General features: G+C 72.2%; 25 protein-coding genes. 6 read left to right on the plus strand and 19 right to left on the minus strand.

Translation table 11 applies throughout. The features are described 5' to 3' along the window. Positions 1 to 20: 20 nt before the first annotated feature. Positions 21 to 1,454, minus strand: a complete 1,434-nt coding sequence (locus tag KU893_RS17990) for an amidase (RefSeq protein ID WP_218235758.1) — start codon at positions 1,452 to 1,454, stop codon at positions 21 to 23. A 136-nt stretch (positions 1,455 to 1,590) separates the two neighbouring features. On the opposite strand from KU893_RS17990, the gene KU893_RS23700 reads away from it, so the two are divergent. Together KU893_RS23700 and KU893_RS18000 are read left to right on the plus strand one after the other, a co-directional pair. After that, complete coding sequence (locus KU893_RS23700) at positions 1,591 to 2,496, plus strand: GGDEF domain-containing protein (RefSeq protein WP_218235759.1); 906 nt, start codon at positions 1,591 to 1,593, stop codon at positions 2,494 to 2,496. Next, positions 2,496 to 3,539 (plus strand): cobalamin B12-binding domain-containing protein, encoded by a 1,044-nt coding sequence (locus KU893_RS18000; RefSeq protein ID WP_218235760.1) that lies wholly within the window; start codon positions 2,496 to 2,498, stop codon positions 3,537 to 3,539. The genes KU893_RS23700 and KU893_RS18000 overlap by 1 nt, the downstream gene beginning before the upstream one ends. On the opposite strand, the gene KU893_RS18005 is transcribed toward KU893_RS18000, so the two are convergent. Then, positions 3,523 to 4,143: a TetR/AcrR family transcriptional regulator gene (locus KU893_RS18005; protein WP_218235761.1), complete on the minus strand. Its 621-nt coding sequence runs from the start codon at positions 4,141 to 4,143 to the stop codon at positions 3,523 to 3,525. The two genes, KU893_RS18000 and KU893_RS18005, sit on opposite strands and share 17 nt — an antisense overlap. A 123-nt stretch (positions 4,144 to 4,266) precedes the next feature. Between KU893_RS18005 and KU893_RS18010 the strand changes: the two genes are divergently transcribed. Continuing rightward, positions 4,267 to 5,157: an oxygenase MpaB family protein gene (locus tag KU893_RS18010; protein WP_218235762.1), complete on the plus strand. Its 891-nt coding sequence runs from the start codon at positions 4,267 to 4,269 to the stop codon at positions 5,155 to 5,157. Here the strand turns inward: KU893_RS18010 and KU893_RS18015 are convergent. Beyond that, positions 5,154 to 5,960: a Crp/Fnr family transcriptional regulator gene (locus KU893_RS18015; protein WP_218235763.1), complete on the minus strand. Its 807-nt coding sequence runs from the start codon at positions 5,958 to 5,960 to the stop codon at positions 5,154 to 5,156. The two genes, KU893_RS18010 and KU893_RS18015, sit on opposite strands and share 4 nt — an antisense overlap. 77 nt (positions 5,961 to 6,037) lie before the next feature. Beyond that, a complete protein-coding gene (locus KU893_RS18020; protein WP_218235764.1) occupies positions 6,038 to 6,604 on the minus strand; it encodes a hypothetical protein in 567 nt (188 codons plus the stop codon). 207 nt (positions 6,605 to 6,811) lie between these two features. Between KU893_RS18020 and KU893_RS18025 the strand changes: the two genes are divergently transcribed. Beyond that, positions 6,812 to 7,444 carry a thioredoxin domain-containing protein gene (locus KU893_RS18025; RefSeq protein ID WP_218235765.1) on the plus strand — a complete coding sequence of 211 codons (633 nt, stop codon included), beginning with the start codon at positions 6,812 to 6,814 and terminating at the stop codon, positions 7,442 to 7,444. Between the two features lie 15 nt (positions 7,445 to 7,459). Here KU893_RS18025 and KU893_RS18030 read toward each other — a convergent pair whose 3' ends face one another. Together KU893_RS18030 and KU893_RS18035 are read right to left on the minus strand one after the other, a co-directional pair. Next, the gene (locus tag KU893_RS18030) at positions 7,460 to 7,786 is read right to left on the minus strand and encodes a DUF427 domain-containing protein (protein ID WP_218235766.1); all 327 of its coding nucleotides are present in this window, start codon (positions 7,784 to 7,786) and stop codon (positions 7,460 to 7,462) included. Positions 7,787 to 7,962: 176 nt separating this feature from the next. Then, positions 7,963 to 8,619: a TetR/AcrR family transcriptional regulator gene (locus tag KU893_RS18035; protein WP_218235767.1), complete on the minus strand. Its 657-nt coding sequence runs from the start codon at positions 8,617 to 8,619 to the stop codon at positions 7,963 to 7,965. 92 nt (positions 8,620 to 8,711) lie between these two features. On the opposite strand from KU893_RS18035, the gene KU893_RS18040 reads away from it, so the two are divergent. Next, entirely contained in the window at positions 8,712 to 10,262 is a 1,551-nt protein-coding gene (locus tag KU893_RS18040; protein WP_218235768.1) for an MFS transporter, read from the plus strand. A gap of 60 nt (positions 10,263 to 10,322) precedes the next feature. Here the strand turns inward: KU893_RS18040 and KU893_RS18045 are convergent, their stop codons facing one another. The 13 genes from KU893_RS18045 to KU893_RS18105 all read right to left on the minus strand — a co-directional run bounded on the left by KU893_RS18045 (position 10,323) and on the right by KU893_RS18105 (position 23,290). Next, complete coding sequence (locus tag KU893_RS18045) at positions 10,323 to 11,579, minus strand: ammonium transporter (RefSeq protein WP_218235769.1); 1,257 nt, start codon at positions 11,577 to 11,579, stop codon at positions 10,323 to 10,325. Between the two features lie 117 nt (positions 11,580 to 11,696). Continuing rightward, on the minus strand, positions 11,697 to 12,347 hold the full coding sequence (locus tag KU893_RS18050; RefSeq protein WP_257441361.1) for a helix-turn-helix domain-containing protein: 651 nt from the start codon (positions 12,345 to 12,347) through the stop codon (positions 11,697 to 11,699). A 10-nt stretch (positions 12,348 to 12,357) separates the two neighbouring features. After that, positions 12,358 to 13,584 (minus strand): allantoate amidohydrolase, encoded by a 1,227-nt coding sequence (locus tag KU893_RS18055; RefSeq protein WP_257441362.1) that lies wholly within the window; start codon positions 13,582 to 13,584, stop codon positions 12,358 to 12,360. Further along, the gene (locus KU893_RS18060) at positions 13,581 to 14,759 is read right to left on the minus strand and encodes an NAD(P)/FAD-dependent oxidoreductase (protein ID WP_218235770.1); all 1,179 of its coding nucleotides are present in this window, start codon (positions 14,757 to 14,759) and stop codon (positions 13,581 to 13,583) included. Before KU893_RS18060 ends, KU893_RS18055 begins: the two co-directional genes overlap by 4 nt. Continuing rightward, positions 14,756 to 15,322 (minus strand): HutD/Ves family protein, encoded by a 567-nt coding sequence (locus tag KU893_RS18065; protein WP_218235771.1) that lies wholly within the window; start codon positions 15,320 to 15,322, stop codon positions 14,756 to 14,758. The genes KU893_RS18060 and KU893_RS18065 overlap by 4 nt, the downstream gene beginning before the upstream one ends. A 4-nt stretch (positions 15,323 to 15,326) precedes the next feature. After that, the gene (locus KU893_RS18070) at positions 15,327 to 16,670 is read right to left on the minus strand and encodes an FMN-binding glutamate synthase family protein (RefSeq protein ID WP_218235772.1); all 1,344 of its coding nucleotides are present in this window, start codon (positions 16,668 to 16,670) and stop codon (positions 15,327 to 15,329) included. Positions 16,671 to 16,684: 14 nt separating this feature from the next. Next, on the minus strand, positions 16,685 to 17,383 hold the full coding sequence (locus KU893_RS18075) for a GltB/FmdC/FwdC-like GXGXG domain-containing protein (protein ID WP_218235773.1): 699 nt from the start codon (positions 17,381 to 17,383) through the stop codon (positions 16,685 to 16,687). Continuing rightward, positions 17,371 to 18,267: a class II glutamine amidotransferase domain-containing protein gene (locus KU893_RS18080; protein WP_218235774.1), complete on the minus strand. Its 897-nt coding sequence runs from the start codon at positions 18,265 to 18,267 to the stop codon at positions 17,371 to 17,373. The genes KU893_RS18075 and KU893_RS18080 overlap by 13 nt, the downstream gene beginning before the upstream one ends. Before the next feature lie 36 nt (positions 18,268 to 18,303). Further along, positions 18,304 to 19,602 (minus strand): type III glutamate--ammonia ligase, encoded by a 1,299-nt coding sequence (glnT, locus tag KU893_RS18085; RefSeq protein ID WP_218235775.1) that lies wholly within the window; start codon positions 19,600 to 19,602, stop codon positions 18,304 to 18,306. Positions 19,603 to 19,816: 214 nt separating this feature from the next. Further along, positions 19,817 to 20,677, minus strand: a complete 861-nt coding sequence (locus tag KU893_RS18090; protein WP_218235776.1) for an SPFH domain-containing protein — start codon at positions 20,675 to 20,677, stop codon at positions 19,817 to 19,819. A gap of 626 nt (positions 20,678 to 21,303) precedes the next feature. Continuing rightward, positions 21,304 to 22,077: a FadR/GntR family transcriptional regulator gene (locus KU893_RS23380; protein WP_218235777.1), complete on the minus strand. Its 774-nt coding sequence runs from the start codon at positions 22,075 to 22,077 to the stop codon at positions 21,304 to 21,306. Positions 22,078 to 22,103: 26 nt separating this feature from the next. Next, on the minus strand, positions 22,104 to 22,781 hold the full coding sequence (locus KU893_RS18100) for an HAD family hydrolase (RefSeq protein ID WP_218235778.1): 678 nt from the start codon (positions 22,779 to 22,781) through the stop codon (positions 22,104 to 22,106). A 68-nt stretch (positions 22,782 to 22,849) separates the two neighbouring features. After that, on the minus strand, positions 22,850 to 23,290 hold the full coding sequence (locus KU893_RS18105) for a thioesterase family protein (protein ID WP_218235779.1): 441 nt from the start codon (positions 23,288 to 23,290) through the stop codon (positions 22,850 to 22,852). Between the two features lie 135 nt (positions 23,291 to 23,425). Here KU893_RS18105 and KU893_RS18110 point away from each other — a divergent pair, with 135 nt between their 5' ends. Further along, positions 23,426 to 24,643 carry a branched-chain amino acid ABC transporter substrate-binding protein gene (locus tag KU893_RS18110; protein ID WP_218235780.1) on the plus strand — a complete coding sequence of 406 codons (1,218 nt, stop codon included), beginning with the start codon at positions 23,426 to 23,428 and terminating at the stop codon, positions 24,641 to 24,643. The last annotated feature ends 52 nt before the right edge of the window (positions 24,644 to 24,695 follow it).

Genomic DNA, 24,695 nt, shown 5'->3' on the forward strand with positions numbered 1-24,695 from the left:
GCCGCGGGCGCTGCGGACCATCACAGCGCCGGTCGCGCGCCGGCCCATGGGCGGGCCCGCTCCAGCTCGGCGGAGAGGGTGAGCAGCGTCGGCTCGTCGCCGCGCCGGCCGACGAGCTGCACCGCGAGCGGGAGGCCGTCGGCGGCGAACCCCGCAGGGACCGAGGCGGCCGGGTTGCCGGTCACGTTCCACAAGGCGGTGTAGGCGGTGACGGGGAGCGAGCGGCGCGCCGCGCCCACCAGTCCGACGCCGTCCAGGACGCCGACCTGCGGGGGCCGGTGGGGGGTGACGGGGGTGAGCAGCACGTCGTACCGGTCGAAGGTCGGCTCGACCCGGGCCGCGATCGTCTCGCCCCGGCGCATCGCCCCCGCGACGACGCGTGGGGTGGCCCAGAGCCCCAGTCGGAGCGCCTGCCGCGTGCGCCGCTCCACCAGGTCCGGACGCTCGACGTGGGCCAGCTCCGCGCGGACCCCGCCGAGGAACTGCGGGACGAACGCCGTGGTCGTGTCGGGGAAGCGCGGCTCGAGCGACTCGACGTGGTGGCCCAGCGCGTCGAGCAGGTCGGCGGTGGCGTGCACCGCGCGCACGTGCTCCCGGTCCGGCCGCACGCCGCGGATCCCCGAGCGGGTGATGACCCCGATCCGCAGGGGGCGCGGCTCTGCGCGCGCCGCATCGACGAAGGAGCGGCGCGGATCGTCCGCCCGGAACCGGTCGCCGGAACCGGCGCCGCGGATGGCGTCGTACACCAGGGCGCTGTCGAGCACGGTGCGGGTCAGCGGACCGACGGTGCCCAGCGCCCACCACAGGTGCTCCGCCGGGGCGGAGGTGACCCGTCCCCGTTGGGGCTTGAGCCCGTAGAGGCCGCAGAAGGCCGCGGGGATCCGGATCGAGCCGCCGCCGTCCCCGCCGATGGCCGCGGGGACCAGACCCGCGGCGACCGCCGCCGCGGTGCCGCCGCTCGAGCCACCGGGGCTGCGGGCGGTGTCCCACGGGTTGCAGGTGATCCCGTGGGCGACCGACTCGGTGAAGGGCCACTGCCCGAACTCGGGCATGTTCGTCTTGCCGACGATCACGGCGCCCGCGGCGCGCAGTCGCCGCACGACCTCGCCGTCGCTCGCGCGTGGCGTCCGGTTGGCGCGGCCGCCGAAGGTGGTGACCTCGCCGGCCACGTCGATCTCCTCCTTGACCGCGATCGGTACGCCGTGCAGCGGCCCTCGACCGTCGCGCTGGGCGTCGCGGGCCGCCGCCTCGGCCAGCGCCCGCTCCGCGGCCACCACGGTGAAGGCGTTGAGACGGCCGTCGTGACGCTGGATCCGCGCCAGCACCGCCCCGACGAGCTCGCGTGAGGAGAGCCGGCCCTCGCGGACGGCGTCCGCCTGCCCCGCGACACCGGCGAAGAGGAGGTCGTCGTCGTCTCGGGCGGTGTCGGGTGGCGCGTCGGCGCGGTCGTTCATGGGCGACTCCTCACGGGGGCGGGTGTCCCCATGGTGCCGCGTCGGGGCGGGCCGTTCAGCCACATCGACCGGGACCTATGGCCCGCGTCGACCGAAGCCACCTCGTCCAGAGCGCCCGGCCGGGGAGAATGGCGGCGTGGAACTCCCGAGCACCGGTGGGCCCGCGGCGAACGCCTCCCGTCGGGCTCCCGCCGACCAGCGCGAGCGGCGGCGACGTCCCTACCCGCTGCCCTCCGACGACGCGGACCAGCGGGGGGACGCGACCGCCCTGGCGGCCACCCGTGCCCTGCTGCGCGCGCTGACCCGCGAGGAGGCGGCCCTGGTCCTGCGGACGGCGGTCGACGACCTCGGGGGTCTCGTCGTCCCCGCCCGGCTCGCGAGCGACGACGCCCTTCCGCTCGACGTGTCGCTCGGCGTCGGCGAGCCGGCCGTCGTGGAGGCCGCGGCCGGCAGCCGGGCGCGTGACCTCCTCACCCGGCACCTCACCGAGCTCGTCAACGACGCCCACACCGTCGCCAACCGCAACGACCTGAGCCAGCAGCAGGAGCGGATGGCGAGCATCGACGCGCTCACCGGAGCGGCCACCCGTCGGGAGATCGGGCTGCGCCTGGGCCGCGCGGAGCCCGGTGACGTGGTCTGCGTGCTGGACCTCGACGGCTTCAAGCAGCTCAACGACACCCGGGGGCATGCGGCCGGCGACGACGCCCTGCGCGACCTCGGGCGCCTGCTGCGCTCCTCGATCCGGCCCGGGGACTTCGTCGGCAGGTACGGCGGCGACGAGTTCGTCCTGGTGCTGACGTCGACCGACCCGGCGTCGGCCCGGGAGCGGTTGGCCGCCCTCGCGCAACGCTGGCAGGCGCTGGGCGAGCACGGCACCACCGCCTCGATCGGCGTGGCCGCCGTCGACGACCGGGGCGGCGCGCTCGCCACGCGGGCCGCGGACGCCGCGCTCTACCGGGCCAAGCGGGGCGGCCGCGCCCGGGTCGAGGTCGCCCTCGCCGAGGACTACCCCGCGAGCCCGGCGCACGGCGGTGAGACCTGATGGCGGACACCTACGCCCGCTACTTCCAGGCGGTCTCGACTCCCGACCCCGCGGCGGCGGTCGAGGTCGTCGACGAGGCCCTCACCGGCGGCGTACCGCCGGCCGCGCTGATCACGGACGTGCTCGCCCGGGCCCAGCGGGTCGCCGGGGAGAAGTGGATGCAGGGCGAGTGGACGATCGCCGACGAGCACGCCGTGACCGCGGTGACCAAGCAGGCGCTGACCGTGGTGGCCCCGCCGCGTCCCCGGACCCGCGGTGGCCCCCACGTCGTGGTCGCCTGCGCCGAGGGCGAGTGGCACTCGCTGCCGGCCCGGATGGCCGGGGAGCTGCTGCGGGACGACGACCTGGACGTGGCCATCCTGGGCGCGAGCATCCCGGTCGAGCAGCTGCGCGAGCACCTCCGCAGCAGCCTGCCCGACGTGCTGGCACTGTCGGCGACGATGCCGACCAGTCTGATCGGAGCCGCGCGCAGCATCGCGGCGGCCCGCCACGAGGACGTTCCGGTCGTCGTCGGCGGGAATGCGTGGGGCAGCGGGCAACGTCGCGCGCGAGCCCTGGGTGCCCACCTGCGCCTCGACGACATCCGCGAGGTCCGTGGCCGGCTCGACGAGATCCGCGCGATGCAGCCGCCGCCCCTGCCGGACCTCCCGGACGAGGTGTCCTGGCTCGACGACGTCCCGCGCGAGGTGCTGAACGCCGCGTTCGAGCGTCAGTGCGCCCAGGACGCCGCTCTGGGCGGGATGGACGACCAGCAGCGCTCGGAGCACGAGCGCGACCTGCGCTCGATCGCCCGGCACGCGGCTGCCGCCGTCGCCTGCGCGGACCCCTCCGTCGTGTCCGACCTGCTGGACTGGCTGCTCTCGATGCGGTCGGCCCGGGGGCTGCCGACGGAGGCCGTGCTGGACGGCGCGCGCCACCTGGCGGACGCGATCGACAGCCAGGCTCCGCTCGCCGCCGCCATCCTGCGCGGAGGGGCGCCGCGGGAGCGGAGCCACGAGTCGACGGATCGCGACCCAGGCCCCGGCCTCACTCCTGCTGGATGAGGCGCGTCGCGTCCGACCCCAGCGCGACCAGTCGCTCGACGAGCGCCGCGCGCTCGAGGTGGAGGTCGCCGCGCAACCACCTCGCCACCACGTCCGTCGTACCGGCGATCACGACGTGCGCCAGCACCCGCGCCGGCTCGCGCCCCTCCTGGCCGACGCCCAGCAGGTCGAGGAACTGCGCGACGAAGCCGTCGATGGCGCGCTCGCGCGCCGTGCGCAGCCCCGCGTGCCCCGGCGACTCGAGGTACATCCGCGCCACGCGGGGGTCGTCGAAGACCCCCAGCACGGCCTCGACGGCGGCCCGCTGCAGCGGCTCGACCGCGGCGACCTCGGCCGTGCTCGCGGCCGCGATGTCGGCGGCGACCGGCTCCAGGGCGTCGCTCAGTGCCTGGCCGAGCAGGTCGTCGAGCGACCCGAAGCTCTCGTAGAAGTAGCGCTTCGCCACGCCCGCGCGCTCGCAGACGCCGCCGACGGTGAGCGCGGCGACCCCGCCCTCGCCCACCAGGTCCAGCGCAGCCTCGACCAGCCGGCGGCGCCGGCCGGCGCTGCGCTCGGCGGCGCTGGCGCCGGCGTAGGAGCGTCCCGGCGGCGTGGACGTCGTCATGGGACCCATCTTGACAGCCCTGCGACGCCCCCTATGCTCGACATCCGAAACTGCTACGCCACAGTTCCCGATTGGAGTTGCGATGGGTCCCGCCCCGACGTACGACGACGCCCGGGTCGCCCGGTGGTGACGCCCGGCATCGCGGTGTCGCGCCGGATCGCGCGCCTCGACCCCGCCGAGGACGCCGACGAGATCGCCCGGCTCTCCCTCGTGGTCCTGCACGGCAACGCGGCGCTGACCTCCGCGCTGTTCACCGTGGCCTTCATGAAGCAGGTGGCGGTGCCGACCATGGCCCGCATCCTGCACCGCCGCGGCACCGGCGACATCATGCGGGAGACGGCGCTGCGCAACGACGACACCATCGTGTTCTTCGGCCAGCTCCTCGACCACGGTCCGGACTCGGCGGTCGGCTCGGCGTGGATCGAACGGCTCAACGCGATCCACGCCCACTTCCCCCTGCGCAACAGCGACTCCCTCTACACGCTGGCGACCCTCGCCCTCGACCCCCACGCCATCACGGCGTCACTGGGTCGCTCCCCCTTCACCCCCACCGAGCTCGAGGCGCAGTGGCTGTTCTGGCGCCGGGTCGCGCAACGCCAGCAGATCACCGACATCCCGGCCGGCCGGGCGGAGCTGGCGGCCTGGTCCGCGGCCTACGAACGTGCCGAGTACGCGCCGAGCCCCGAGGGTCGCGCGGTGACGGGTGCGCTCGTCGACGCCTTCGCCGTCCAGGCCCTGCCCCGGGTGCTGCGTCCTCTCGCGGGCGAGATCATCGCGACGGTCAGCCCGCCGGTCCTGCGCGAGGTCCACGGGCTCCCCGAGCCGCGCCGCCGGGTCCGGCTCGCGGTGCGCGCCGCGGTGGGTGCCTACGTCGCCGCGACGCCGCTACGCCCGGTCCGGCTCGACCGGTCCTTCGTCGAGGAGTTCGGCGTACGACGCCACGGCCACCGCCGCATCGACGAGGTCGGCTACCAGCGGCCCGCCCGTCGGCACACCGACGTCGGCTCCTCCTAGGAACCGGCCAGCCGCGAGAGCTGCTCGAGCTCGTAGACGGTGATCCGACCCCGGCCGAGCGCCACCAGGCCGGCCTCGGCGAACTCGCCGAGCACCTTCGTGGTCGTCTCCCGCGACGTCGCCGCCAGGGCGGCGAGCTGTTCGTGGGTGAGCCGGACCTGGACCCCGCGCCCCAGGGCCCGTCCGGATCCGGCGGTGGCGAGGGTGACCAGCGCGCCCGCGACTCGTTCGGGGACGGACTTGAAGACCGCGTCGGAGAACTTCTGCTCCAGCTCGCCGATCCGGCGGCCCAACGTCTCCGAGATCCGGACGGCGATGCGCGGGTCGCCGAGCAGCAGACGGCGTACGTCGGCCTTGGTCATCACGCACACGGTGACCTCGTCGAGAGCCTCGGCGAAGCTGTCGTGCATCTGCTGGCCGACGATCACCATCTCGCCGAAGATCGTTCCCGGCTCCACGATCGCGGTCGTGAGCGCGCGACCGTCGGCGGAGACCCGGAAGATCCGGATGCGCCCCTGCTTGAGGATGAACAGCGTCTCCAACGGCTGGTGCGGGGTGTAGACGAGCTCGCCTGCGCCGTAGGTCCGCCTCGGCGCGGCCTGCGCCATGGCGTCCATCTCGGACTCCTCGAGGTCGCAGAAGATGTCGACCTCGGCCATGCACCACAGGTCCTGCGAGCCGTTGCGTGCCACGCGCTCGATGTCCACGTCGTCCTCTCTGCGGCCCGGTGACCACGGTCGGTCCCCGCCGGCCAGCTCGTCGGGTCGGGCGACGATCCGGCAGTGGGGGGTGTCGGCGTCCATGGTCTCAGCCTCATGCTTCGCGCGGGTGGGTCCGGGTCGGGTGGAGGGGATCCACCCGACCCGCGACGACCGGTGGGTCAGTGGGCGGCGGCGTGCTCGGGAACGCTGGCCACGGCGCGCCGACCGAGGACGGTGACGACGCCGAGGACGAGACCGAAGACGAGGTGCTCGACGATGAAGGTTCCCCAGCCCGCCAGCTGCGCCATGTCCTTGATCGCATCGCCGCTGCCGAAGATCGCGGCCGCGAGCGGCAGCGCGAGGTAGGCGCTCACCGCGAAGACCACGAGGCCGTAGCCGAGACCGATCCCGGCGAGCGGGGCGAGGCCGAGCCGCAGCCGGGCGACGGCGAGTCCGAAGACCGCGCCGAACATGGCCCCGGTCATCATGTGGATCATAGCGCCGAGCAGGGCCGGGCCCGCCAGGAAGGTGAAGGAGTCGCCCTCGAGGCCGGCGGCCATCATCGAGGTCATCATGTCGGTGTCGTCGCCCACCAGCGAGGCGATGTGGTAGAGCGGGGTGAAGAAGCCGGTGTCCTTGGCGTAGGCCGCGATCATCGCGTACATCGCCATTCCCAGGGAGGCGATCACGCCGGCCCGGGCGCCCACGAGGGCGGCTCGGCGCAGACTGGTGGGGGTCGTGGTCATGGTGGCACTCCTCGTCGAATCGCCGGCCGGTTCGGCCAGCAGCGTGGTGCCGATCATTCGGCGGGCCGGAGGGTCGCGTCGGTGAGCGGGCTTACACAGCACGAGCACGGCGGAGCGGTCACCACCTCGGGGCCGTCCCCGGCGGCGAGGAGGACGTCGAACTGGGGTGTCGCACTCCTTGCGTGTGCGCGCTTACAGAAGCAGCCGGTGGATGCAGGCATCGTCGTCGGCGCCGCCGTCGGCGAGGCGGCGCCCGTACCCCTGAGGAGATCCATGTCCACCGCACCCGCGACCGCGAGCGTCCCGCTCGACCTCGTGCTCACCACCCCCGAGGCGACGAGCGTCGCGTTGGGCGACCTGCTGACCCACCGGCTGACCGTCGTCCAGCTGGTCCGCTACTTCGGGTGCCTGCCTTGCCAGGAGTGGCTGCTCGAGCTCGACGCGAGCGCGCCGGGGCTGGCCGACGACGGCGTCGGCGCGATCGCGGTCGGCGGCTCGGCCGACTACCAGGCGATCTGGCTTCGCGACGAGAGAGGCGCCGCCCTCCCGCTGCTGCTCGATCCCGAGCACCGACTGCGGGACCACGTCGGGGCGACGGCTCCGCTGGGATGGCGGATGGCCGACCCCCGGGGCGCCGCCGCCTACGCCCGCTCGCTCGCGAAGGGGCTGCGACCCCAGCGGGTCACCCGAGACTCCGTGCGCAGTCCCGGCGTCGTCGTCCTGGACCGGGCGGGGCGGGTCCGCTGGCAGCACATCGGCACCCGGATCGGCGACTACCCGCCGCTCGACGAGGTGCGCGCCGCTGTGGCCGCGCTGCTGCCGGACACCGATGCCCACTGACGGGCACCCGCCGGCTCATTGCGGCGTACGACTCCGCAGCGTCTCCTCGCCCGGCGCCCGACGGACCTCGACCCCGCGCCAGAAGGCCACGCGGCCCTTGATCCTGCGGGCCAGCGGTGACGGCTTCGGGTAGAACCAGGCGGCGTCGCGGCTCGTGACGCCGTCGACCTGGACGGTGTAGTACGAGGCGCGACCCTTCCAGGGACACAGCGAGTGCGTGCTGCTGGCGACGAGGTACGACGAGTCGAGCGACTCCGCGGGGAAGTAGTGGTTGCCCTCGACGACGACCGTGTCGTCGCTCTCGGCGATCACCACGTTGTTGAAGACGGCTTGCATCCTCATCGCTGCTCCTTGCTCGTCATCTCGGCTCAGGTCCCGCCGTGGGCCTGCGCTGGAGTCTCTCCCGGGACTCTCGGCAGCTTCTGTGAGCGCCCTCACCGAAGCACCACCGACTCGGCGCTCGCTGGCGGCGATCCCGCTCGGGACCGGGGCCCCCGGCCCACGCCCGGCCAGTCTCTTCACGCCAGGTGGTCAGGGCTCAGGTCGTCGGCGCCGATGACGGCTCCGGTCGTGGCGGCATAGGAGCGGTCGATGGCGGTCAGGACCTGGTCCAGCGCCTCGCCGCGCTCGACCTCGCCGGCATTGCGCAGCGGGCCTTCGAGGCTGAGGACGGAGAACCCGTGGACGGCCGACCAGCAGGTGATCTCGGCGCCGGGCCGAGCGGAGGCCGCGAGGAAGCCGGCCACCACCAGGTCGTCGAGCACACGGCTCAGCACACCGTAGGGGTCGTGCTCGGGAACCGGACTCGGGTTCGTCACCGCGGTGGACAAGAACGCCAGGCGGAAGAGGTGCGGCTCGCCGATCGCGAAGGCGACATAGCCGCGGCCGAGCTCGGCCAGCCGACGCCGGGCCCGCAGCACGGGATCGTCGACCCGTACCGTCGCGAGCCGCTCCTCGAGTGCCTGGACGAGGCGACCCATCGTCAGCTCGGCCACCACGGCGACGAGCTCATCACGGTCGGCGAAGTGACGGTAGGCCGCATTGTGCGAGACACCGACGCGACGACAGAGGTCCCGCAGCGACCAGTTCTCGGGGCCCTGCGCACGCACGGCGTCGATGGCCGCGTCGACGATGGCCTGACGCAGGTGTCCGTGGTGGTAGGCGGTGGCGCTCACGACGCCACGGTAGCGCCCTCCTCCATTGATCTTGACACTGTCAACATCGCGGTCCATCCTCATGTTGACACTGCCTACAAGGGAGCGCCTCCGTGCCACGAAAGCCCCTGATCCTCCTGACCGTGTGCCTGGCGACGGTGACCATCAACCTCAGCACCACGATCACCAACATCGCGCTGCCCACCCTGGCCGCGGAGCTCGACGCGAGCACCCGGGACCTGTTGTGGATCGTGGACGGCTACAACCTGGCCTTCGCCGCGCTCGTCCTGGCGATGGGCAGCCTCTCCGACCGGTTCGGACGGCGCCCCGCGCTGATCCTCGGTCTGTCCGGCTTCGCCGCCAGCAGCGCCGCGGCCGCCCTGGTCGACAGCAGCGACGCTCTCGTCGTCATCCGGGTCGCCATGGGCGTGTTCGCGGCGCTCATCTTCCCCACGACGCTCTCGATCATCGCCAATGCGTTCACCGAGCGCCGTGAGCGCGCCTCGGCCCTCGGCCTGTGGGGCGCCTCGGTCGGCGTCGGCGTCGCGCTCGGCCCGGTCGCCGGCGGGTTCCTGCTCGAGCACTCCAGCTGGCACAGCGTCTTCCTCGCCCTGGTCCCGATCAGCGTGCTCACCATCGCGATGGCAGCCCTCTTCGTGCCCGAATCGCGCGACCCTCACGTACCCCGGATCGACAGGCCGGGATTCGTCCTCTCGGTCGCCGCCCTCGGCGCCTTGACGTGGACGATCATCGAAGCCCCCGGACACGGCTGGGACAGCGCCGCGACCATCGGCGGCTTCGCCGTCGCCGCGGCGCTCGTCGTCGGCTTCGTCGTCGTCGAGCGTGCCGTCCGGCATCCCATGATCGACGTGACGCTCTTCCTCGACCGCCGGTTCAGCGCGGCGTGCGCGGCGGTCACCATCGCCTTCTTCGCACTGTTCGGGTTCATCTTCCTCATCACGCAGTTCTTCCAGTTCGTGCGCGACTACTCGGCGCTCGAGACGGGGCTCCGCTTCCTCCCGGTCGCCGGGTCGATCGCCGTCACGTCGATCCTCGGAGGCCAGCTCGCGCCCCGTCTCGGCACCAAGGCGGTCGTGACCCCGGGACTGCTGATGCTCGGCGCAGCGTTCCTCTGGATCGCGACGATCCCGGCGGACGCGTCCTACCCCGCCGTCATCGTGCCGCAGATGATCCTGCTCGGCGGCGGCCTGGGGCTCGTGAGCACGCCGGCGACCGAGTCGATCATGCAGGTGCTGCCGCCCTCGCGCGCCGGTGTCGGCTCAGCGGTGAACGACGCCACCCGCGAGCTCGGCGGAACCCTCGGCGTGGCCGTCGTCGGATCGATCTTCTCCTCCCGGTACGCCGACACCCTCACCTCCCTCGTCGCGGGACGGCTCGACGGCCCGAGGGCAGAGGCTGCGGGCGAATCGGTCGGTTTCGCCGACGCCCTCGCCGCCCAGGTGCCCGGACTCGGCCCGGCGGTCGACCGGGCCTTTCTCGACGGCCTCGGCCTGGGCTGCACCGTGGTCGGCGTGCTCTGTCTCCTGGGGGCGATGGTCTGCCTCGCCGCACTGCCCGGCAACCGCTACGACCCGCTGGCCGAGGTCGAGACCGCGGGCGAGGGCCAGGGCGATGCGACTCCCCCCGCCGCCCGGGTGCACTGATGCCCCGATCGCAAGGACCGGCGGCCCACCCGCTCTCACGGGTGGGCCGCCGTCACCAGCTCAGATCAGCTCGTAGGCCGGGTCCCGGTGCAGGCGGGCGTCGATGCCCACCTCCTCGTCCTCGGGGGAGATCCGGATGCCCATCGTCTTCTTGATCGCGAGCGCGATGCCCAGGGAGATCACGAAGGAGTAGACCAGCACCGCCGCGGCGGCGAGGAACTGCTTCCACAGCTGGTCGAGGCCGCCTCCGTAGAGCAGGCCCTCGACACCCTGGACGGACTCGGCGGAGCCGACGACGCCGATCATCAGGGTGCCGATGACGCCACCGACGAGGTGGACACCGACGACGTCGAGGGAGTCGTCGTAGCCGAAGCGCTCCTTGAGGCCGACCGCGAGCGGGCAGATCGCGCCGGCGACGAGGCCGACCAGGATCGCGCCCATCGGGGTGACGTCACCGCACGACGGCGTGATCGCGACCAGGCCGGTGATCGCGCCGGAGGCCGCGCCGATGCCGGTGACGTGCCCGTCCTTCCACTTCTCCACACCCAGCCAGGCCAGGGTCGCGGCGCAGGTGGCCAGGAAGGAGGTCACCATCGCGAAGGCCGCACCGTCGGAGGCACCGAGCCAGGAACCGCCGTTGAAGGCGTACCAACCGGCCCACAGCAGGCCGGCGCCGAGCAGGGTCAGCGGAACGCTGTGGGGCTTGGTTCCCTTGCCGAAGTTGGCGGACTTGCCGAGCACGATGGCGACGGCGAGGGCGGCCGCACCTGCGTTGATGTGCACCGCCGTGCCGCCGGCGAAGTCGAGCGCGCCGAGCTTGTTGGCGATCCAGCCGCCCTTCTCGGAGATGACACCGTCGAAGGAGAACACCCAGTGCGCGACCGGGAAGTAGACGACGACGGCCCACACCGTGGCGAAGACCATCCAGGCGGAGAACTTCATCCGGTCGGCCGCGGCGCCCGAGATCAGCGCGACGGTGATGCACGCGAACAGCGCCTGGAACAGCGAGAAGAGCAGCAGCGACAGGCCCGAGACCGAGGTCTGGTCGGTGGATCCGTCGAGGCTGAACATCCCGGAGCTGCCGAAGAAGTCCGTCGGATCACCCAGGAAGCCGCCGAGGGAGTCGCCGAAGACGAGCGAGAACCCGAAGACGAACCAGAGCAGGCCGACGATCGCGACGGCGCCGTAGGTCATCATCATCATGTTGACCGAGCTCTTCACGCTGACCATGCCGCCGTAGAACAGCGCGAGCCCGGGGATCATCAGCGTGAGACCGATGATCGAGCACAGCATGAAGGCCGTGGTGCCTGTATCCATGTCACCTCCTGGAACGTGAGGCGGTGGATGGCACCCGCCCCAGCTTGACGTTTCGCTCCAGTAGACAGTGTTTCCTTTACGGATACTCGGCTCTGTCGTTGCCTTCGTGTTACGGCTTCAGGTGCCGTCGGGGAAGGCGATCACCGACAAGAAGCGCACCGGCAGCTGGATCAGCCGCGTGGGGCCGTGGGCACCCTCACCGTCGAGGATCAGCGAGTCGCCGGGCTCCATCCGGTAGACCGAGCGGCCGTGCCCGTAGTCCATGACTCCCTCGAGCACGTGCAGGAACTCGGTGCCCGGGTGCTGGAAGAGCGGGTAGACCTGGCTGTCCTCCGACAACGTGACCATCAGGCACTCGAGGCGCTTGTGCTCGCCCCGCAGGGCGCCGAGCAGCTCGTAGGCGTGGCCCTGCTTGCTGCCGGTCCGGGTGATCTCGGCACCCTGCCCCGCCTTGGTGTACGACGCCTCGCGCTCGCCGTCCGCACCTCGGATCAGCGCGGCGACGGGCACGTCGAGCCCGGCGGCGAGCCGGGCGAGCATGCCGAGGCTGCAGGAGGTCTGCGCGTTCTCGATCTTCGACAGCATCGCCTTGGAGATGCCGATCCGGTCCGCGAGCTCGGTCACCGACAGGTCGTAGCGCTGCCGCAGGGCGCGCACGTTGGACCCGATCGCGTTCTCGAGCGCGAGCTGCTCCGCCGCCGCGCCGGGATCCCGGTCGCGGGCGATGCCCGCGGTGTTGCGGATCAGGTCGTCGTGCTCCCCACTCACGAGGCACACCCTAGGAGACCGCCCGCGCCGGCCCGGCCAGGTGCCGCAGCACGCGGGCCAGCGCCTGGGCGCCGGCCTCCGCGTCGTCGTCCTCGACGGCCTCGTCGGGCGCGTGCGAGACGCCCGTCGGGTTGCGGACGAAGAGCATGGCGCTGGGCACGTGCTCCTTGAGCACGCCGGCGTCGTGCCCGGCCCCGGTGGCCAGCACGGGCGCTCCCGGCAGGACGACGGACAGCTCGTCGCGCAGGTCGGCGTCGAAGTCGACGGTGGTGCTGAACGACTCCTCGACCAGCGTCGCCGTGCACCCCTGCTCGGCCGCCGCCAGCACGGCCGCCGCACGGATCTCCTCGACCAGCGCGAGGGTCAGGGCGTCGTCCTCGTGCCGGACGTCGACCCACAGGTCGACCCGGGAGGCGATCACGTTGGTTCCTCCCGGCGTCGGCTCCAGCCGGCCGACCGTGGCCCGCGCCCCGCGGACCGCCCGCGCGAGGCGCTGCACCGCCACGACCAGCGCGCCGGCGGCGACCATGGGGTCGCGACGGTCCGCCATCACGGTGGTGCCGGCATGGTTGCCCGCGCCCTCGAGACGCACCCGCCACCGGCCGTGGCCGAGGATCGAGGAGCCGATCGCGACGGGTCGGCCCAGGTCGACCAGGCCGCGGCCCTGCTCCACGTGCAGCTCCACGAAGACGCCCATCCGGCCCAGCGCCTCCGGATCGGGGCCGAGATGCTCGGGCACGCCGCCGGCGGCGGTGAGCACCTCGGCGAGGGTGCGACCGTCGGGATCCCTCAGGCCCAGGGCGCGCTCGGGCGCCAGCGCCCCGGTCAGCAGCCGCGAGCCCAGGCAGGCCACGCCGAAGCGGGAGCCCTCCTCCTCGGGGAAGACCGCGATCGCCCGGGGCCGGCCGCCGACGCCCTCGGCCGCCAGCCGGTCGAAGGCGACCAGGGCCGACGCGACGCCGAGCGGCCCGTCGTAGGCGCCCCCGCCGGGGACGGAGTCGAGGTGCGAGCCGGTGACCACCGCGTCGTCGTAGCGGCCCTCCGGCGCGTGCCAGGCCCACAGCACGCCGTTGCGGTCGGTGTGGACGTCGAGGCCGCGTTTGTCGGCGTGCGCCACGAACCACTCGCGCAACCCCAGCTCTGCATCGGAGAGCACCGGTCGCGACCACCCGCCGCGGACCGGGTCGCGGCCGAGGTCGGCGATCTCGGCGAGCAGCCCCGCGACGGTGTCGCTCACCGCATCTCCCCCGCGCCGACGTATGGGTGCGGGCTGCGCAGCAGGTCGCCCTCGGCGAAGCGCTCGAGGCGGAAGTCCCGGGCGGGCACGTCGGGATCGGTGCTGTCGCCCTCGAGCACCAGGTCGGCGACCAGGTCGCCGACGGCCGGGCTGATCTTGAAGCCGTGCCCGGCGAACCCGGCACACAGCACCAGGCCCTCGGGACCGACCGGCGCGATGACCGGGTTCCAGTCCGGCGGCACGTCGTAGACGCCGGCGTAGCTGTGCGTGACCGAGGGGTCCGGGAAGCCGGGGAAGCGGTGCATCACCTTCTCGGCGTACTTCTCGATGCCGGCCTCGCTGGCGATGTTGGAGTAGTCGTCGGGGTCGACGTAGCGGTTCTCGGGGTCGTCGTGGTCACTGTTGCCGACCAGGAACTGGCCCGAGCCCTCGATCCGGCAGTACTGCAGGCTGACCAGGTCGGAGACCACCGGCAGGTCGGCGAGCGGGACGCCGGCGTCGACGACGAGCAGCTCGGAGCGGTAGCCCTCGACCGGGAAGTCGATGCCCAGGCCGGCGAGCAGCCGAGCCGACCACCATCCGGCGGCCAGGATCACCGTGTCGGCCTCGACCACCTCGCCGCCCTCGAGCTCGACGCCGGTGACCTTCTCGCCCTCGGTCAGCACCCGGGCGACGGGCGTGTGCTGTCGGACCCGGGCGCCCTTGTCGCGGGCGACCTGCCCGAAGTACAGCGCGAGCTGGGAGGCGTCGGCGTACCCGCCGCGCCGCTCGATGGCCGCGGCCGCCACGTCCTCGACATTCATCATCGGCCACAGGGCGGCGAGCTCGTCGACGGCGAGCATCTCGGCCTCGATGCCCAGCGACTGGTGGGTCGCGATGTTGGCGCGCAGCGCGGCCTCGTTCTCCTCGCCGACGATCACGGTGTATCCGGTCTGCCGGAAGCCGACGACGTCGCCGAGCTTCTCGATCAGCGGGAGGCTGCGCCACGCCATCGCGGCGATCGACGGCACGCCGTAGTGGGCGCGGACGATGCCGCTCGACTTGCCGGTACCGCCGCTGGCCAGGCTGTGCCGCTCGAGCACGAGGACGTCGCTGACGCCGCGCTCGGTCAGGGCCCGGGCGATCGAGAGCCCGATCAGCCCACCGCCGACGATGACGACTCGGTTGCGGGTCATGGCTGGTTCTCCTTGGTGCGTTCGGGGGTGCGTTCGGGGGTGCGTTCGAAGATGTGGACCTCGGCGACCAGCGCGTCCCCGAGCTGGAGGGCCAGGGGGGACGGCCCGGTGACGACGACGGGCGAGGGGCCGTCGAGCAGCACCACCGCGCGGACGTACGGCGGCCACCAGGTCGCCCCGTCGTGCCGGACGACGACGAGCGAGCCCGCGCAGTCCGTGCGGCGGGTGATCAGGTTGAGCGCGGCGGTCGGCTGTGGCAGCGACGGCAGCACCACGGGCACCTCACCGGCGAAACAGACCGGCTCGAGGGGCCGCGCCTCGATCAGGCGGCCGTCGACCTCCAGCGGGTAGCCGACGCCGAGCGGGACGTGCACCCGGTCGCTGCCGGGACAGGCGGAGAACGGTGCCGGCGCGGTGAGGTCGGCGAGGCTGAGCCGCCAGCCCGGCCCGGCGGCCAGCTCGCAGGTGAGACCGGCGCCGTTGCGCCACGGCACCGGCGACAGGTCCGCTGCGGCGAGCCGGACGAGACCGGTCCGCGGCTCGGGTGTCGCCGGTCCGGGCATCGGCTCAGAGTCCCTGCTGCCCGGGCTGTCCGGGGATCCACGACGTGCCGGCCAGCGGGACGCGGGCCATCGCGGCGGCCTCGATGGTGAGGGCAACCAGGTCCTCGGGCTCGAGGTGCTGCAGGTGGGCCTTGCCGCACGCCCGGGCGATGGTCTGGGCCTCCATGGTCAGCACCCGCAGGAAGTTCGCGAGCCGGCGGCCGCCCTCGACCGGGTCGAAGCGGGCGGCGAGCTCGGGGTCCTGGGTGGTGATGCCGGCCGGGTCCCGACCGTCCTGGAAGTCGTCGTAGAAGCCGGCGGCCGAGCCGATGGCCTCGTATTCCGCGGCGTAGCGGGGGTCGTTGTCGCCGAGCGCGATCAGGGCGGCCGAGCCGATGGCGACCGCGTCCGCGCCCAGCGCCATCGCCTTCGCGACGTCGGCGCCGTTACGGATCCCGCCGGACACGATCAGCTGGACCTTGCGGTGCAGGCCGAGCTCCTGCAGCGCCTGCACCGCCTGCGGGATCGCGGCCAGCGTGGGGATCCCGACGTGCTCGATGAACACCTCCTGGGTGGCGGCCGTGCCGCCCTGCATCCCGTCGACCACCACCACGTCGGCTCCCGAGTGGCAGGCCAGCTTGACGTCGTAGTAGGTCCGGGTCGCGCCGACCTTGACGTAGATCGGCTTCTCCCAGTCGGTGATCTCGCGCAGCTCGTTGATCTTGATGGCGAGGTCGTCCGGGCCGGTCCAGTCCGGGTGCCGGGACGCCGAGCGCTGGTCGATGCCCTGCGGGAGCGTCCGCATCCCGGCCACCCGCTCCGAGATCTTCTGGCCCAGCAGCATCCCGCCGCCGCCCGGCTTCGCGCCCTGGCCGAGGACGACCTCGATCGCGTCGGCCTTGCGCAGGTCGTCGGGGTTCATGCCGTACCGGCTCGGCAGGTACTGGTAGACGAGGTGCTTGGACTGACCCCGCTCCTCGAGGGTCATCCCGCCGTCGCCGGTGGTGGTCGACGTACCGACCTCGGAGGCGCCGCGGCCCAGCGCCTCCTTGGCGCGCCCGCTCAACGCGCCGAAGGACATGCCCGCGATGGTGACCGGCGTGGCCAGGTGCAACGGGTACGTCGCGTGCCGGTCGCCGAGCACCACGTCGGTGCCGCACCTCTCGCGGTAGCCCTCGAGCGGGTAGCGCGACATGGAGGCGCCCAGGAAGAGCAGGTCGTCGAAGTGCGGCAGCGGCCGCTTCGCACCCCAGCCGCGGATGTCGTAGATGCCGGTGTCGGCGGCCCGCTGGATCGCCGCGATGGTGGTGCGGTCGAAGGTGGCCGACTCGCGCAGGCCCCAGTTCTGGCTGGATGTCTGGGTGGTCACGATGATGCCTCCGGTCAGTACTTGTTGGCGGCGGTGAAGTGGTAGAGCGTGCGGGCCGAGCCGTAGCGGGTGTACGACGACGGGTCGTCGTCCTCGAAGCCCGCGGCCTTGAGCAGGCCGGCCAGCTCCTCGACGTGCTCGGCGCGCATCGGCTTGGCGACGCAGTCGGCGCCGAGCGAGGCGACCTCGCCGCGCACGTAGATGCGGGTCTCGTAGATCGAGTCACCGAGCCCCTCCCCCGCGTCGCCGCGGACGACGAGGCGGCCGGCCTGGGCCATGAACGCCGTGCTGTGGCCGACGTCGCCGCCGACCACGATGTCGACGCCCTTCATCGAGATGCCGCAGCGTGCGGCCGCGTCGCCCTCGACGACGAGCAGCCCGCCGTGGGCAGTGGCCCCCGCCGACTGCGAGGCGTTGCCGCGCACGACGACGGTGCCGCTCATCATGTTCTCCGCGACGCCGGTGCCGGCGTTGCCGTCGATGGTCACCTCGGCCTGCTGGTTCATACCGGCGGCGTAGTAGCCGACGTGGCCGTTGATGCTCACCCGCACCGGGGCGTCGAGCCCGACGGCGACGCTGTGGGCGCCGGCCGGGTTGTCGATGGTGACCGCGCCCTCGAGGTCGGGGGCGTGCAGGGCGGCGTTCACCTCGCGCAGCGAGTCGCGCGCCAGGTCGAAGTGCCGGTCGTGGGGACGGGGGGTCAGCGGGTCCATGCGTACACCACCTCGGGCTCGGGCTCCCAGATACGGGCGTTCTCCACGCCGGGCAGGCCGGCGAGCGCGCGGTACTCGCTCGCCATCGCCACCCAGTCGTCGGTCTCGGCGATGACCGCCGGCTTGCAGGCGATCGCGTCGCGCACGACCGCGAAGGAGTCGCGGTTCGACACGAGCAGCGTGTAGAAGCCGTCGAAGGTCGCGCACAGCTCCTTCAGCGCCACCTCCACGTCCTTGCCGTCGGCGAGCGCCTTCGCGACGAAGCGCGCCCCCACCTCGGTGTCGTTCTCGCTGTCGAACTCCACGCCGGCGGCGCGCAGCTCGCGCCGGATCGTCGCGTGGTTGGAGAAGGAGCCGTTGTGGACCAGGCACTGGTCGGGGCCGACCGCGTACGGATGGCAGCCGGACGGGTCGACCGCGGACTCGGTCGCCATCCGGGTGTGCCCGACGCCCTGCCAGCCCTGCGCCCCGGCCAGGCCCCACGAGGCGGCAAGGTCGCGGGGGGCGCCGACCCCCTTGAGCACGGCGAGGTCGGCGCCGAAGCCGGCGACCAGCGCGTCCGGGTACGCCGCGCGGGCCGCGGCGAGCAGCTCCTCGGACGGCACCGGGACGGTGACGACGAGCGTCGCGTCGACCGCGCGCACGGCGACCGGCACGCCCAGCGCCGTACCGATCGCGGCCTCGACCTCGGCGGCGGGCAGGTCGAGCTCGAGCAGCGAGACGGCACCCTGGCCGGGCGGCGTCCAGGTCGGGTCGCCGTAGACGGCGACGCCGGCCGAGTCGGCGCCGCGGTCCTGCATCTCGCAGAGCATGTCGGTGAGCAGCTCCCCCAGCCGGGGGTGGAGCTCGGGGTTGCGCAGGTGCAACCCGACGATTCCACACATGTGGTCGTTCCTCTCGGTGGTCGGGTCGGTCGGGGCTCAGAAGGCGGTCAGGTAGCGGTCGACCTCCCACGCGCTCACGGCGGCGTGGTACTCGCGGAACTCCGCGCGCTTGAGGTCGGCGAAGTAGTCGGCGACACCGGGGCCGGCGGCGTCGAGCACGCCGCACACGACCGGGTCGGCGACCATGAGCTCGATCGCCTCGAGCAGCGTGTTCGGCAGCTCGCCCTCGGGTCCGCCACCGAGCGGGCCGGGGTGGGCGCCGCGGGCGATCCCGTCGAGTCCGGCGCCCAGCGCCCCGGCGACGGCGAGGTAGGGGTTGGCCGACGCGTCGGCGCCCCGCATCTCGATGCGCTGGTCGTCGGGCACCCGGATGTAGTGGGTGCGGTCGTTGCCGCCGTACGTCGGCGTGCGCGGGGCCCACGACGCACCGGACGCCGTGGCGACCGCCCCCGTGCGCTTGTAGGAGTTCACCGTCGGGGCGATCAGGCCCTGCAGCGCCTGGGCGTGCTCGAGGATGCCGGCCATGAAGGCGTAGGCGGTCGGCGAGAGGCCCAGCACCGCGTCGTCCTCGCCGGGGAAGACCGCGGTGTCCTGGGAGGTGAGCGAGAGGTGCAGGTGCAGCCCGCTGCCGGTGCGGTCGGCGAACGGCTTGGGCATGAAGGTCGCGATCATCCCGCGCTCGGCGGCCAGGACCGAGAGCAGGTAGCGCAGCGTGACCACGCGGTCGGCGGTGGTGAGGGCGTCGGCGTAGGCGAAGTTCTGCTCGAACTGCCCGTTGCCGTCCTCGTGGTCGTTGGCGTAGTTGCCCCAGCCGAGCTGGTTCATCGCCGTCGAGATCGAGGTGAGGTGGTCGTACATCCGGAACACGCCGCGGGCGTCGTAGCAGGGCTGGGCGGCGTCGTCATGAGGATCGGCGGTGCGCAGGGCACCGTCGGCGTCGCGGCGGAGCAGGAAGTACTCGACCTCGGCGCCGACCCAGGGCTGGAAGCCCATCTCCGCGGCCCGGGCGATGACCGCCTTGAGGATGACGCGCGGCGCGAACGGCCACGGCTCGCCCGCGACGTGCGGGTCGCAGTGGACGAGCGCCAGCCCCTCCTTGACGAAGGGGATCGGGGTGAACGAGGAGACGTCGGGGACGGCGACCAGGTCGGGGTCGCGCGGCTCCTGGCCGATCGCCCCGACGGCGTACCCGGCGAAGCCGACGCCGTCCTCGGCGAGCTCGTCCACGGCCTCGACCGGCACCAGCTTGGCGCACGGCTTGCCGCGCAGGTCGACGAACAGCGCGAGGATGAACCGGGTGCCCGCCTGCTCGGCCAGCTCCTTCAGCGTCTCCATCTCCGACTCCGTTTCTTTCGGTGAATCACTGTGTCCTCACAGTGAACCGGGGAGATGTTTCGGGGCTGTTGCGCCCCGGAGAGATCCGGGTTTCCTTCTGCAGACGAGGCCGGGCATGACGACGGAGTCGGTGGTGATGCTCAGGTGCGCGTCCTCTCGGAGGCGGGAAGCGGGGGGGGGGGCCCGCCGTTCGCGCCGGAGTGGTGGTGCTGGTTCAGCGGGTGCCAGGAATGACGACGCCGCCCGAGGCGCCGGGCCAGCAGGTGAAACCGGCCGGAGCGTTGTAGCCCTCGGCGAGCAGGTCGAGGCACTTCGACACGAGGACGTTCGGGTCGTTGCTGATCGACTTCGACAGGATCTCGTTCGCCTTGGCCTGGGCTTCGGCGGTCTTCTGCGCCTGCTCGGCGATGCGTGTCTTGCTGACCTCGGTGATGTAGTCGTCGATCTTCTTCTGGGAGTCCTTGTCCAGCTTGACCAGGCTGATCGTGATCGACTCGATGTCGACCAGCGACTTGGTCTGCTTCAACATCACGGCGGCAATCTCTGCTGCCAGCGCGGGATAGTCGGGCTTCGTTCCGGTCGCACCAGCCAGGGTCAGCGGGTCGAAGCCGGCGAACACGCTGTTCGTCGCGGCTTTGAACTGAGTCGAGACGACGGCGTCACGCAGGCTCTTGGTGGGGTCGTCCGACCGGAAGTCGGCATACACCTTGCTGGCGTTCTCAGCGCTGACACTCCACCGGATCGTGGCGCTGATCGTGGCGGCGTTTCCGTCGCTGAGGCGGACTTCGATTCCCGAGTCGCCGTGGTACTCGTCGGTCTGGATCGTCGCATCGATCTCGGTGACCTTCTGCCACGGTGCCTTGAAGTGGAGGCCGGACGAGAGCGTGTGGTCCGACGGCTTGCCGAACGTGGTGACGACGCCGACCTGCTTGGCCTGGACGGAGGTGACGCTCGCGACCAGCAGCGCGACCAGCGCAACGACGATGGGCGCAAGCCCGACCGCGCGTGGCTTGCCGAACGACAACCAGGCAAGCCCGCCGAGAATCAGCACGGCGGCCAGGAGGGTGATGAACATGCAGGGTTTCCTTCCCCGAAGCGGGTTTGAGACTCGACTGTCCGGAGCGACAAGTAGTAGACGATCCAATCGGCCGGGATCTTGCGAGGGGGCGGGTCTCAAGCAGCGGGCCAGTCGCGCCGGAGCCCGACCGCCTCTTTCTGGTTGCCACGCGAGTGCCGTCGATCGGCGCGATCTCGTCGGTTCTGTCGAGGAAGCCGTTCTTGCCGCACGCCGGCGCCCGCCGGGCGGAGCACGACCGCGGCCACATCGCTACACGTGGTCGTTTGCACGGGCACTGACACCCCACGCGACCCGCGCAAACGCAGTCCGGTCGCGGTGGCGCACAGAACCGGCCCAGGCACGGACGCGGCCCCGGATCCGAAGACCCGGCGCCCACACGTGGGTGTTTCACGAAACGCGCTGACCTGTGGCTTTGATCAGCCTCGCGGTTGAGACCTGCCGACCTCGGTAGGGTGGGAGGGTCAGCGGTAGCGGGCGCGCGCTGGGCTCCGGCGTGGCGGCCTTGGATTGCACCCTCGTGGTTCGCACCGCGGCCGGCAGGGTCCGCGGCCAGATCTGCGTGCCGGAGTAGCGCCGCTCGCGACTGTTGCCCGGGACGACCAGGGCCCGGCGGCGCAGGAGGGCTACGGCATCAGCAGCAGGTCGATGCGCGCTCGCTCGTCGGCCTCGAGGTGCGGCCCGTAGTAGTCGACGAGGTCTTGTCGCGCCAGCGCCTCCGCCGTACGCCCGTCACGGTCACGGATCGCCTGGAGGTAGGCGCCGTGGCGCCGCAGCGTCTCCTGGATCAGCTCGGTGGGGTCGCCGGACTCCTTGAGGTTGTCGGTCGTCAGCTGCAGCACCGTGTCTCGGGCGAACTGGCTGCAGGCGCTGAACAGGGAGTTTCCGGAGCAGGCGGCGACGGCGAGGTGGAACGAGACGTCGGCTGCCGAGAAGTCCTCGAAGGAGACGTCCGCGGCGCGCTTCATGTCGGCGAACGCGTCCTCCATCGCCGCCAGCGTCTCGTCGTCGTGCAGCTCGGCCGCGAGACGAACCGCGCTTCCCTCGACGACCATCCGGAACTCGATCAGCTCGCCGACCCCGATCTGACCGAGCTTCACGAAGGTCGTCAGCGCCTTCGCCAGTCGCGCCGAGGAGTTGGCCTGGACCGTCGCACCGCCGGGGTCACCCGGTCGGGAGCGGATGATCCCGCCGCTCTCGAGGACCCGCAACGCCTCACGGACGGTTCCGCGGGAGACGCCGAACTGCGCCATCAGCTCGCGCTCCGAGGGCAACCTGTCCCCGGGGACGAGCTGGCCGGCGAACACCGCGTTCTCGATCTGCGCGACGACGCTCTCGTAGGCACGCACCGGCGTGACGTTGGTGAAGCGAGGCCTGGCCTCGTCGGGGGAACTGGTCACCGCCGGTACTCCTCGGGAGTGCGTTGCTAGAGCGGAAGATCGAGTGCAGCGAGCGTATCCGGCAATCCGGTGAGATCGGGCAGCACCCCGACGACCCGGGCCGGGTCGTGTGCCTCGCCTTCGCGGTTGACGAACACGCAGGGGACACCGAGCTCGGTGGCGGGGACGACGTCGTGGCGCCAGCTGCAGGCGACGTGGATCCACCCGCCCTCGGCGGGCTGGGCGCGGCGCCTGAACTCCTCGAAGTGTCCCCGTGCCGGCTTGTAGGACCCCACGTCCTCGGCCGTGACGACGAGGTCGATCGGCTCACCCAGGAGCGTCAGGGTCTTCTCGATGATGTCGTTGTCGACGTTGGACAAGATGGCCAGCTTCCATCCCTTCGCCTTGAGCGCAGCCAGGATGTCGGCGGTCTCGGTGAACGGCGGCCAGGTCGCCATGGTGTCGGCGAGGACGGTGGCGTGCTCGTCGTCGAGGTCGACGCCGTTCTCGGAGGCCGACGAGATCAGGCCGCGGCGCAGGATCTCGCGGTAGCTGAGGACGGGGCGTCGTTCCTGGAGCGCGGGCTCTGCCCGGTGGTAGCCGGCCAGCAGGTCGGCGACGCGAGCGGCGTCGACCTGGGCGAGGGCGCGTTCCATCCCGGTTCGCCAGTCGACGAGGGTTCCGTAGCAGTCGAAGGTGAGCCATCCGGGTTCGGTCGGGTTCATGTCGATCCTCGTTCCAGGTGCGGGGTTGCCGGGGAGATGCGGGGCCAGGTCCGGGGCCAGGTCGGGGGCTAGGCCCGGGGCCGGTTGTCGAGTCGGTCGGAGATCAGCCGGGCTTCCACGATCGCCCGCTCGTGCTCGATCACGGCGCATTGTCCGGCGGCGTCACTGAGCACGACACGGAAGGTACGGCGGCCGCCCTTGCGGCCGGTCTGGGTCGCGACGGCGGTCAGGATCTCCCCCACCGGCGTCGGCGCCTGGTGGCTGATGGTCGCTGCGACGCCCACGGTGATCTGCCCGGCAGCCAGCTCGTGCGCGACGGCCTCGTGACAGGCCACCTCGGCGAGGCCGAGCACGAAGGGCGTCGACGCGGCCTCGGGGAACGTCGGGCCGAACGTGCGGGCGGTGTCCGCCGCGGTGACCTCCCGGCGAAGTGTCGCTGTCGGCAGCGCGGGTGCGTCGGCGCCCTCGGCGTGGGTGCGGTCGGCGGTCGTCTCCGGAGTCGGGTTCATCGCTGGTTCTCGTCCTTGCCTCGAAGGGCGGCAACAAATTTCGCCCAGGTGGTTGACACAGATCACTTGTCTGCCTTTCACTCTAGCACACTGGTCCTACCAGTACACTTCGAATCCGATCGCAGGAGGCGCGGCATGGTCGCGAACACAGGCACGGCATCTCGGACCACCCACCCATGGCGGCGCCAGGGACGCCCCCGCAGGCTCGGCACGCTGCTGGTCGCCACGGCGTCCGTTGCCGTGCTGGCGTCGGCCTGCGCGACTCGCGAGTCCGACGGAGGGGTGGCCGCCGACGGCGACCTCGCCATCGCCGTCGGCGTCCCGCTCTCGGGCCCGTACGCACGGGCGGGGCGTGAGACGGTCAACGCGGTCAAGATCGCGGTCGCCGAGATCAACAAGGCCGGCGGCCTCGACGGCCGCAAGGTCAAGGTCGTGGAGGGCGACGACCAGGGTGAGCCGCAGACCGGACAGTCGGTCGCGCAGAAGTTCTGCGACGACGACGCGGTCGTGGCTGTCATCGGTCACTACAACAGTGGCGTCACCATCCCGGCGTCCGACGTCTACCAGCGGTGCGGTCTGGCGCAGGTGTCGCCGCTCAGCTCCAACCCCGACGTCACCAGCCGGGGCCTGGACAACGTCTTCCGGGTCGGCGCACGCGACGACTACATGGGGCCGGCGCTGGCGACCTACCTCGCGACCGAGACCGACTACACCGAGGTCGGCACGATCGACGACCAGTCCAGCTATGGCGTCGGGCTGGTGGACCAGTTCACCGCGCAGGCGAAGTCCCAGGGTCTGGACATCGTCAAGTCCGCCGCCATCAAGGCCGGCGACAAGGACTTCCGGGCGGTCCTGGGAACGTTCCCCGACGACACGCAGGTCATCTACTTCGGTGGCTACCCCGCTGACGCGGCACTGCTCGCCCAGCAGGCACGCGAGGTCGGCCTCGATGTCGTGCTCGCCGGCGGCGACGGGCTCTTCGACCCGGACCTGTTGAAGGGCGGCGACGCGGTCGAGGGCACGCTCCTCACCGCGAGCGCGGGCAATCCGACCGACGAGGCTCAGGCGTTCCTCGACGCCTACCGCGCCGAGTACGGGCAGCCGTCGGGCTACGGGCTGCTCGAGTACAACGCGGCGCGCCTCGTTCTCCAGGCGCTCGGCGAGGTGGACGACCTCAGCCGCGACGCCGTCGTCGACGCGATCAGCGCGGTGAGCTATCCGCCGGTCGAGGGTGGCGAGCCGATCGAGTTCGACGACAACGGCGACAACACCAACGCCGAGGTCCACATCTTCACCGTCCGGACCGGTCGGTTCGACGAGGTGGCCGTGCTCAAGCCGGACGACTTCCGATGAGCGCGCATCTGGTGGCCGCCAGGTCGGCACGAGTACCCGGGGAGGGATGAGC

Source organism: Nocardioides daeguensis (assembly GCF_019192965.1).
Lineage (GTDB): Bacteria > Actinomycetota > Actinomycetes > Propionibacteriales > Nocardioidaceae > Nocardioides > Nocardioides daeguensis.

Bases quoted from the DNA above. Each gene is read 5' to 3' on its own strand.
- KU893_RS17990 (WP_218235758.1), bottom strand. From the start codon at position 1,454: ATGAACGACCGCGCCGACGCGCCACCCGACACCGCCCGAGACGACGAC.
- KU893_RS18000 (WP_218235760.1), top strand. From the start codon at position 2,496: ATGGCGGACACCTACGCCCGCTACTTCCAGGCGGTCTCGACTCCCGAC.
- KU893_RS18005 (WP_218235761.1), bottom strand. From the start codon at position 4,143: ATGACGACGTCCACGCCGCCGGGACGCTCCTACGCCGGCGCCAGCGCC.
- KU893_RS18015 (WP_218235763.1), bottom strand. From the start codon at position 5,960: ATGGACGCCGACACCCCCCACTGCCGGATCGTCGCCCGACCCGACGAG.
- KU893_RS18020 (WP_218235764.1), bottom strand. From the start codon at position 6,604: ATGACCACGACCCCCACCAGTCTGCGCCGAGCCGCCCTCGTGGGCGCC.
- KU893_RS18030 (WP_218235766.1), bottom strand. From the start codon at position 7,786: ATGAGGATGCAAGCCGTCTTCAACAACGTGGTGATCGCCGAGAGCGAC.
- KU893_RS18045 (WP_218235769.1), bottom strand. From the start codon at position 11,579: ATGGATACAGGCACCACGGCCTTCATGCTGTGCTCGATCATCGGTCTC.
- KU893_RS18060 (WP_218235770.1), bottom strand. From the start codon at position 14,759: ATGACCCGCAACCGAGTCGTCATCGTCGGCGGTGGGCTGATCGGGCTC.
- KU893_RS18065 (WP_218235771.1), bottom strand. From the start codon at position 15,322: ATGCCCGGACCGGCGACACCCGAGCCGCGGACCGGTCTCGTCCGGCTC.
- KU893_RS18075 (WP_218235773.1), bottom strand. From the start codon at position 17,383: ATGGACCCGCTGACCCCCCGTCCCCACGACCGGCACTTCGACCTGGCG.
- KU893_RS18080 (WP_218235774.1), bottom strand. From the start codon at position 18,267: ATGTGTGGAATCGTCGGGTTGCACCTGCGCAACCCCGAGCTCCACCCC.
- glnT (WP_218235775.1), bottom strand. From the start codon at position 19,602: ATGGAGACGCTGAAGGAGCTGGCCGAGCAGGCGGGCACCCGGTTCATC.
- KU893_RS18090 (WP_218235776.1), bottom strand. From the start codon at position 20,677: ATGTTCATCACCCTCCTGGCCGCCGTGCTGATTCTCGGCGGGCTTGCC.
- KU893_RS18100 (WP_218235778.1), bottom strand. From the start codon at position 22,781: ATGAACCCGACCGAACCCGGATGGCTCACCTTCGACTGCTACGGAACC.
- KU893_RS18105 (WP_218235779.1), bottom strand. From the start codon at position 23,290: ATGAACCCGACTCCGGAGACGACCGCCGACCGCACCCACGCCGAGGGC.
- KU893_RS18110 (WP_218235780.1), top strand. From the start codon at position 23,426: ATGGTCGCGAACACAGGCACGGCATCTCGGACCACCCACCCATGGCGG.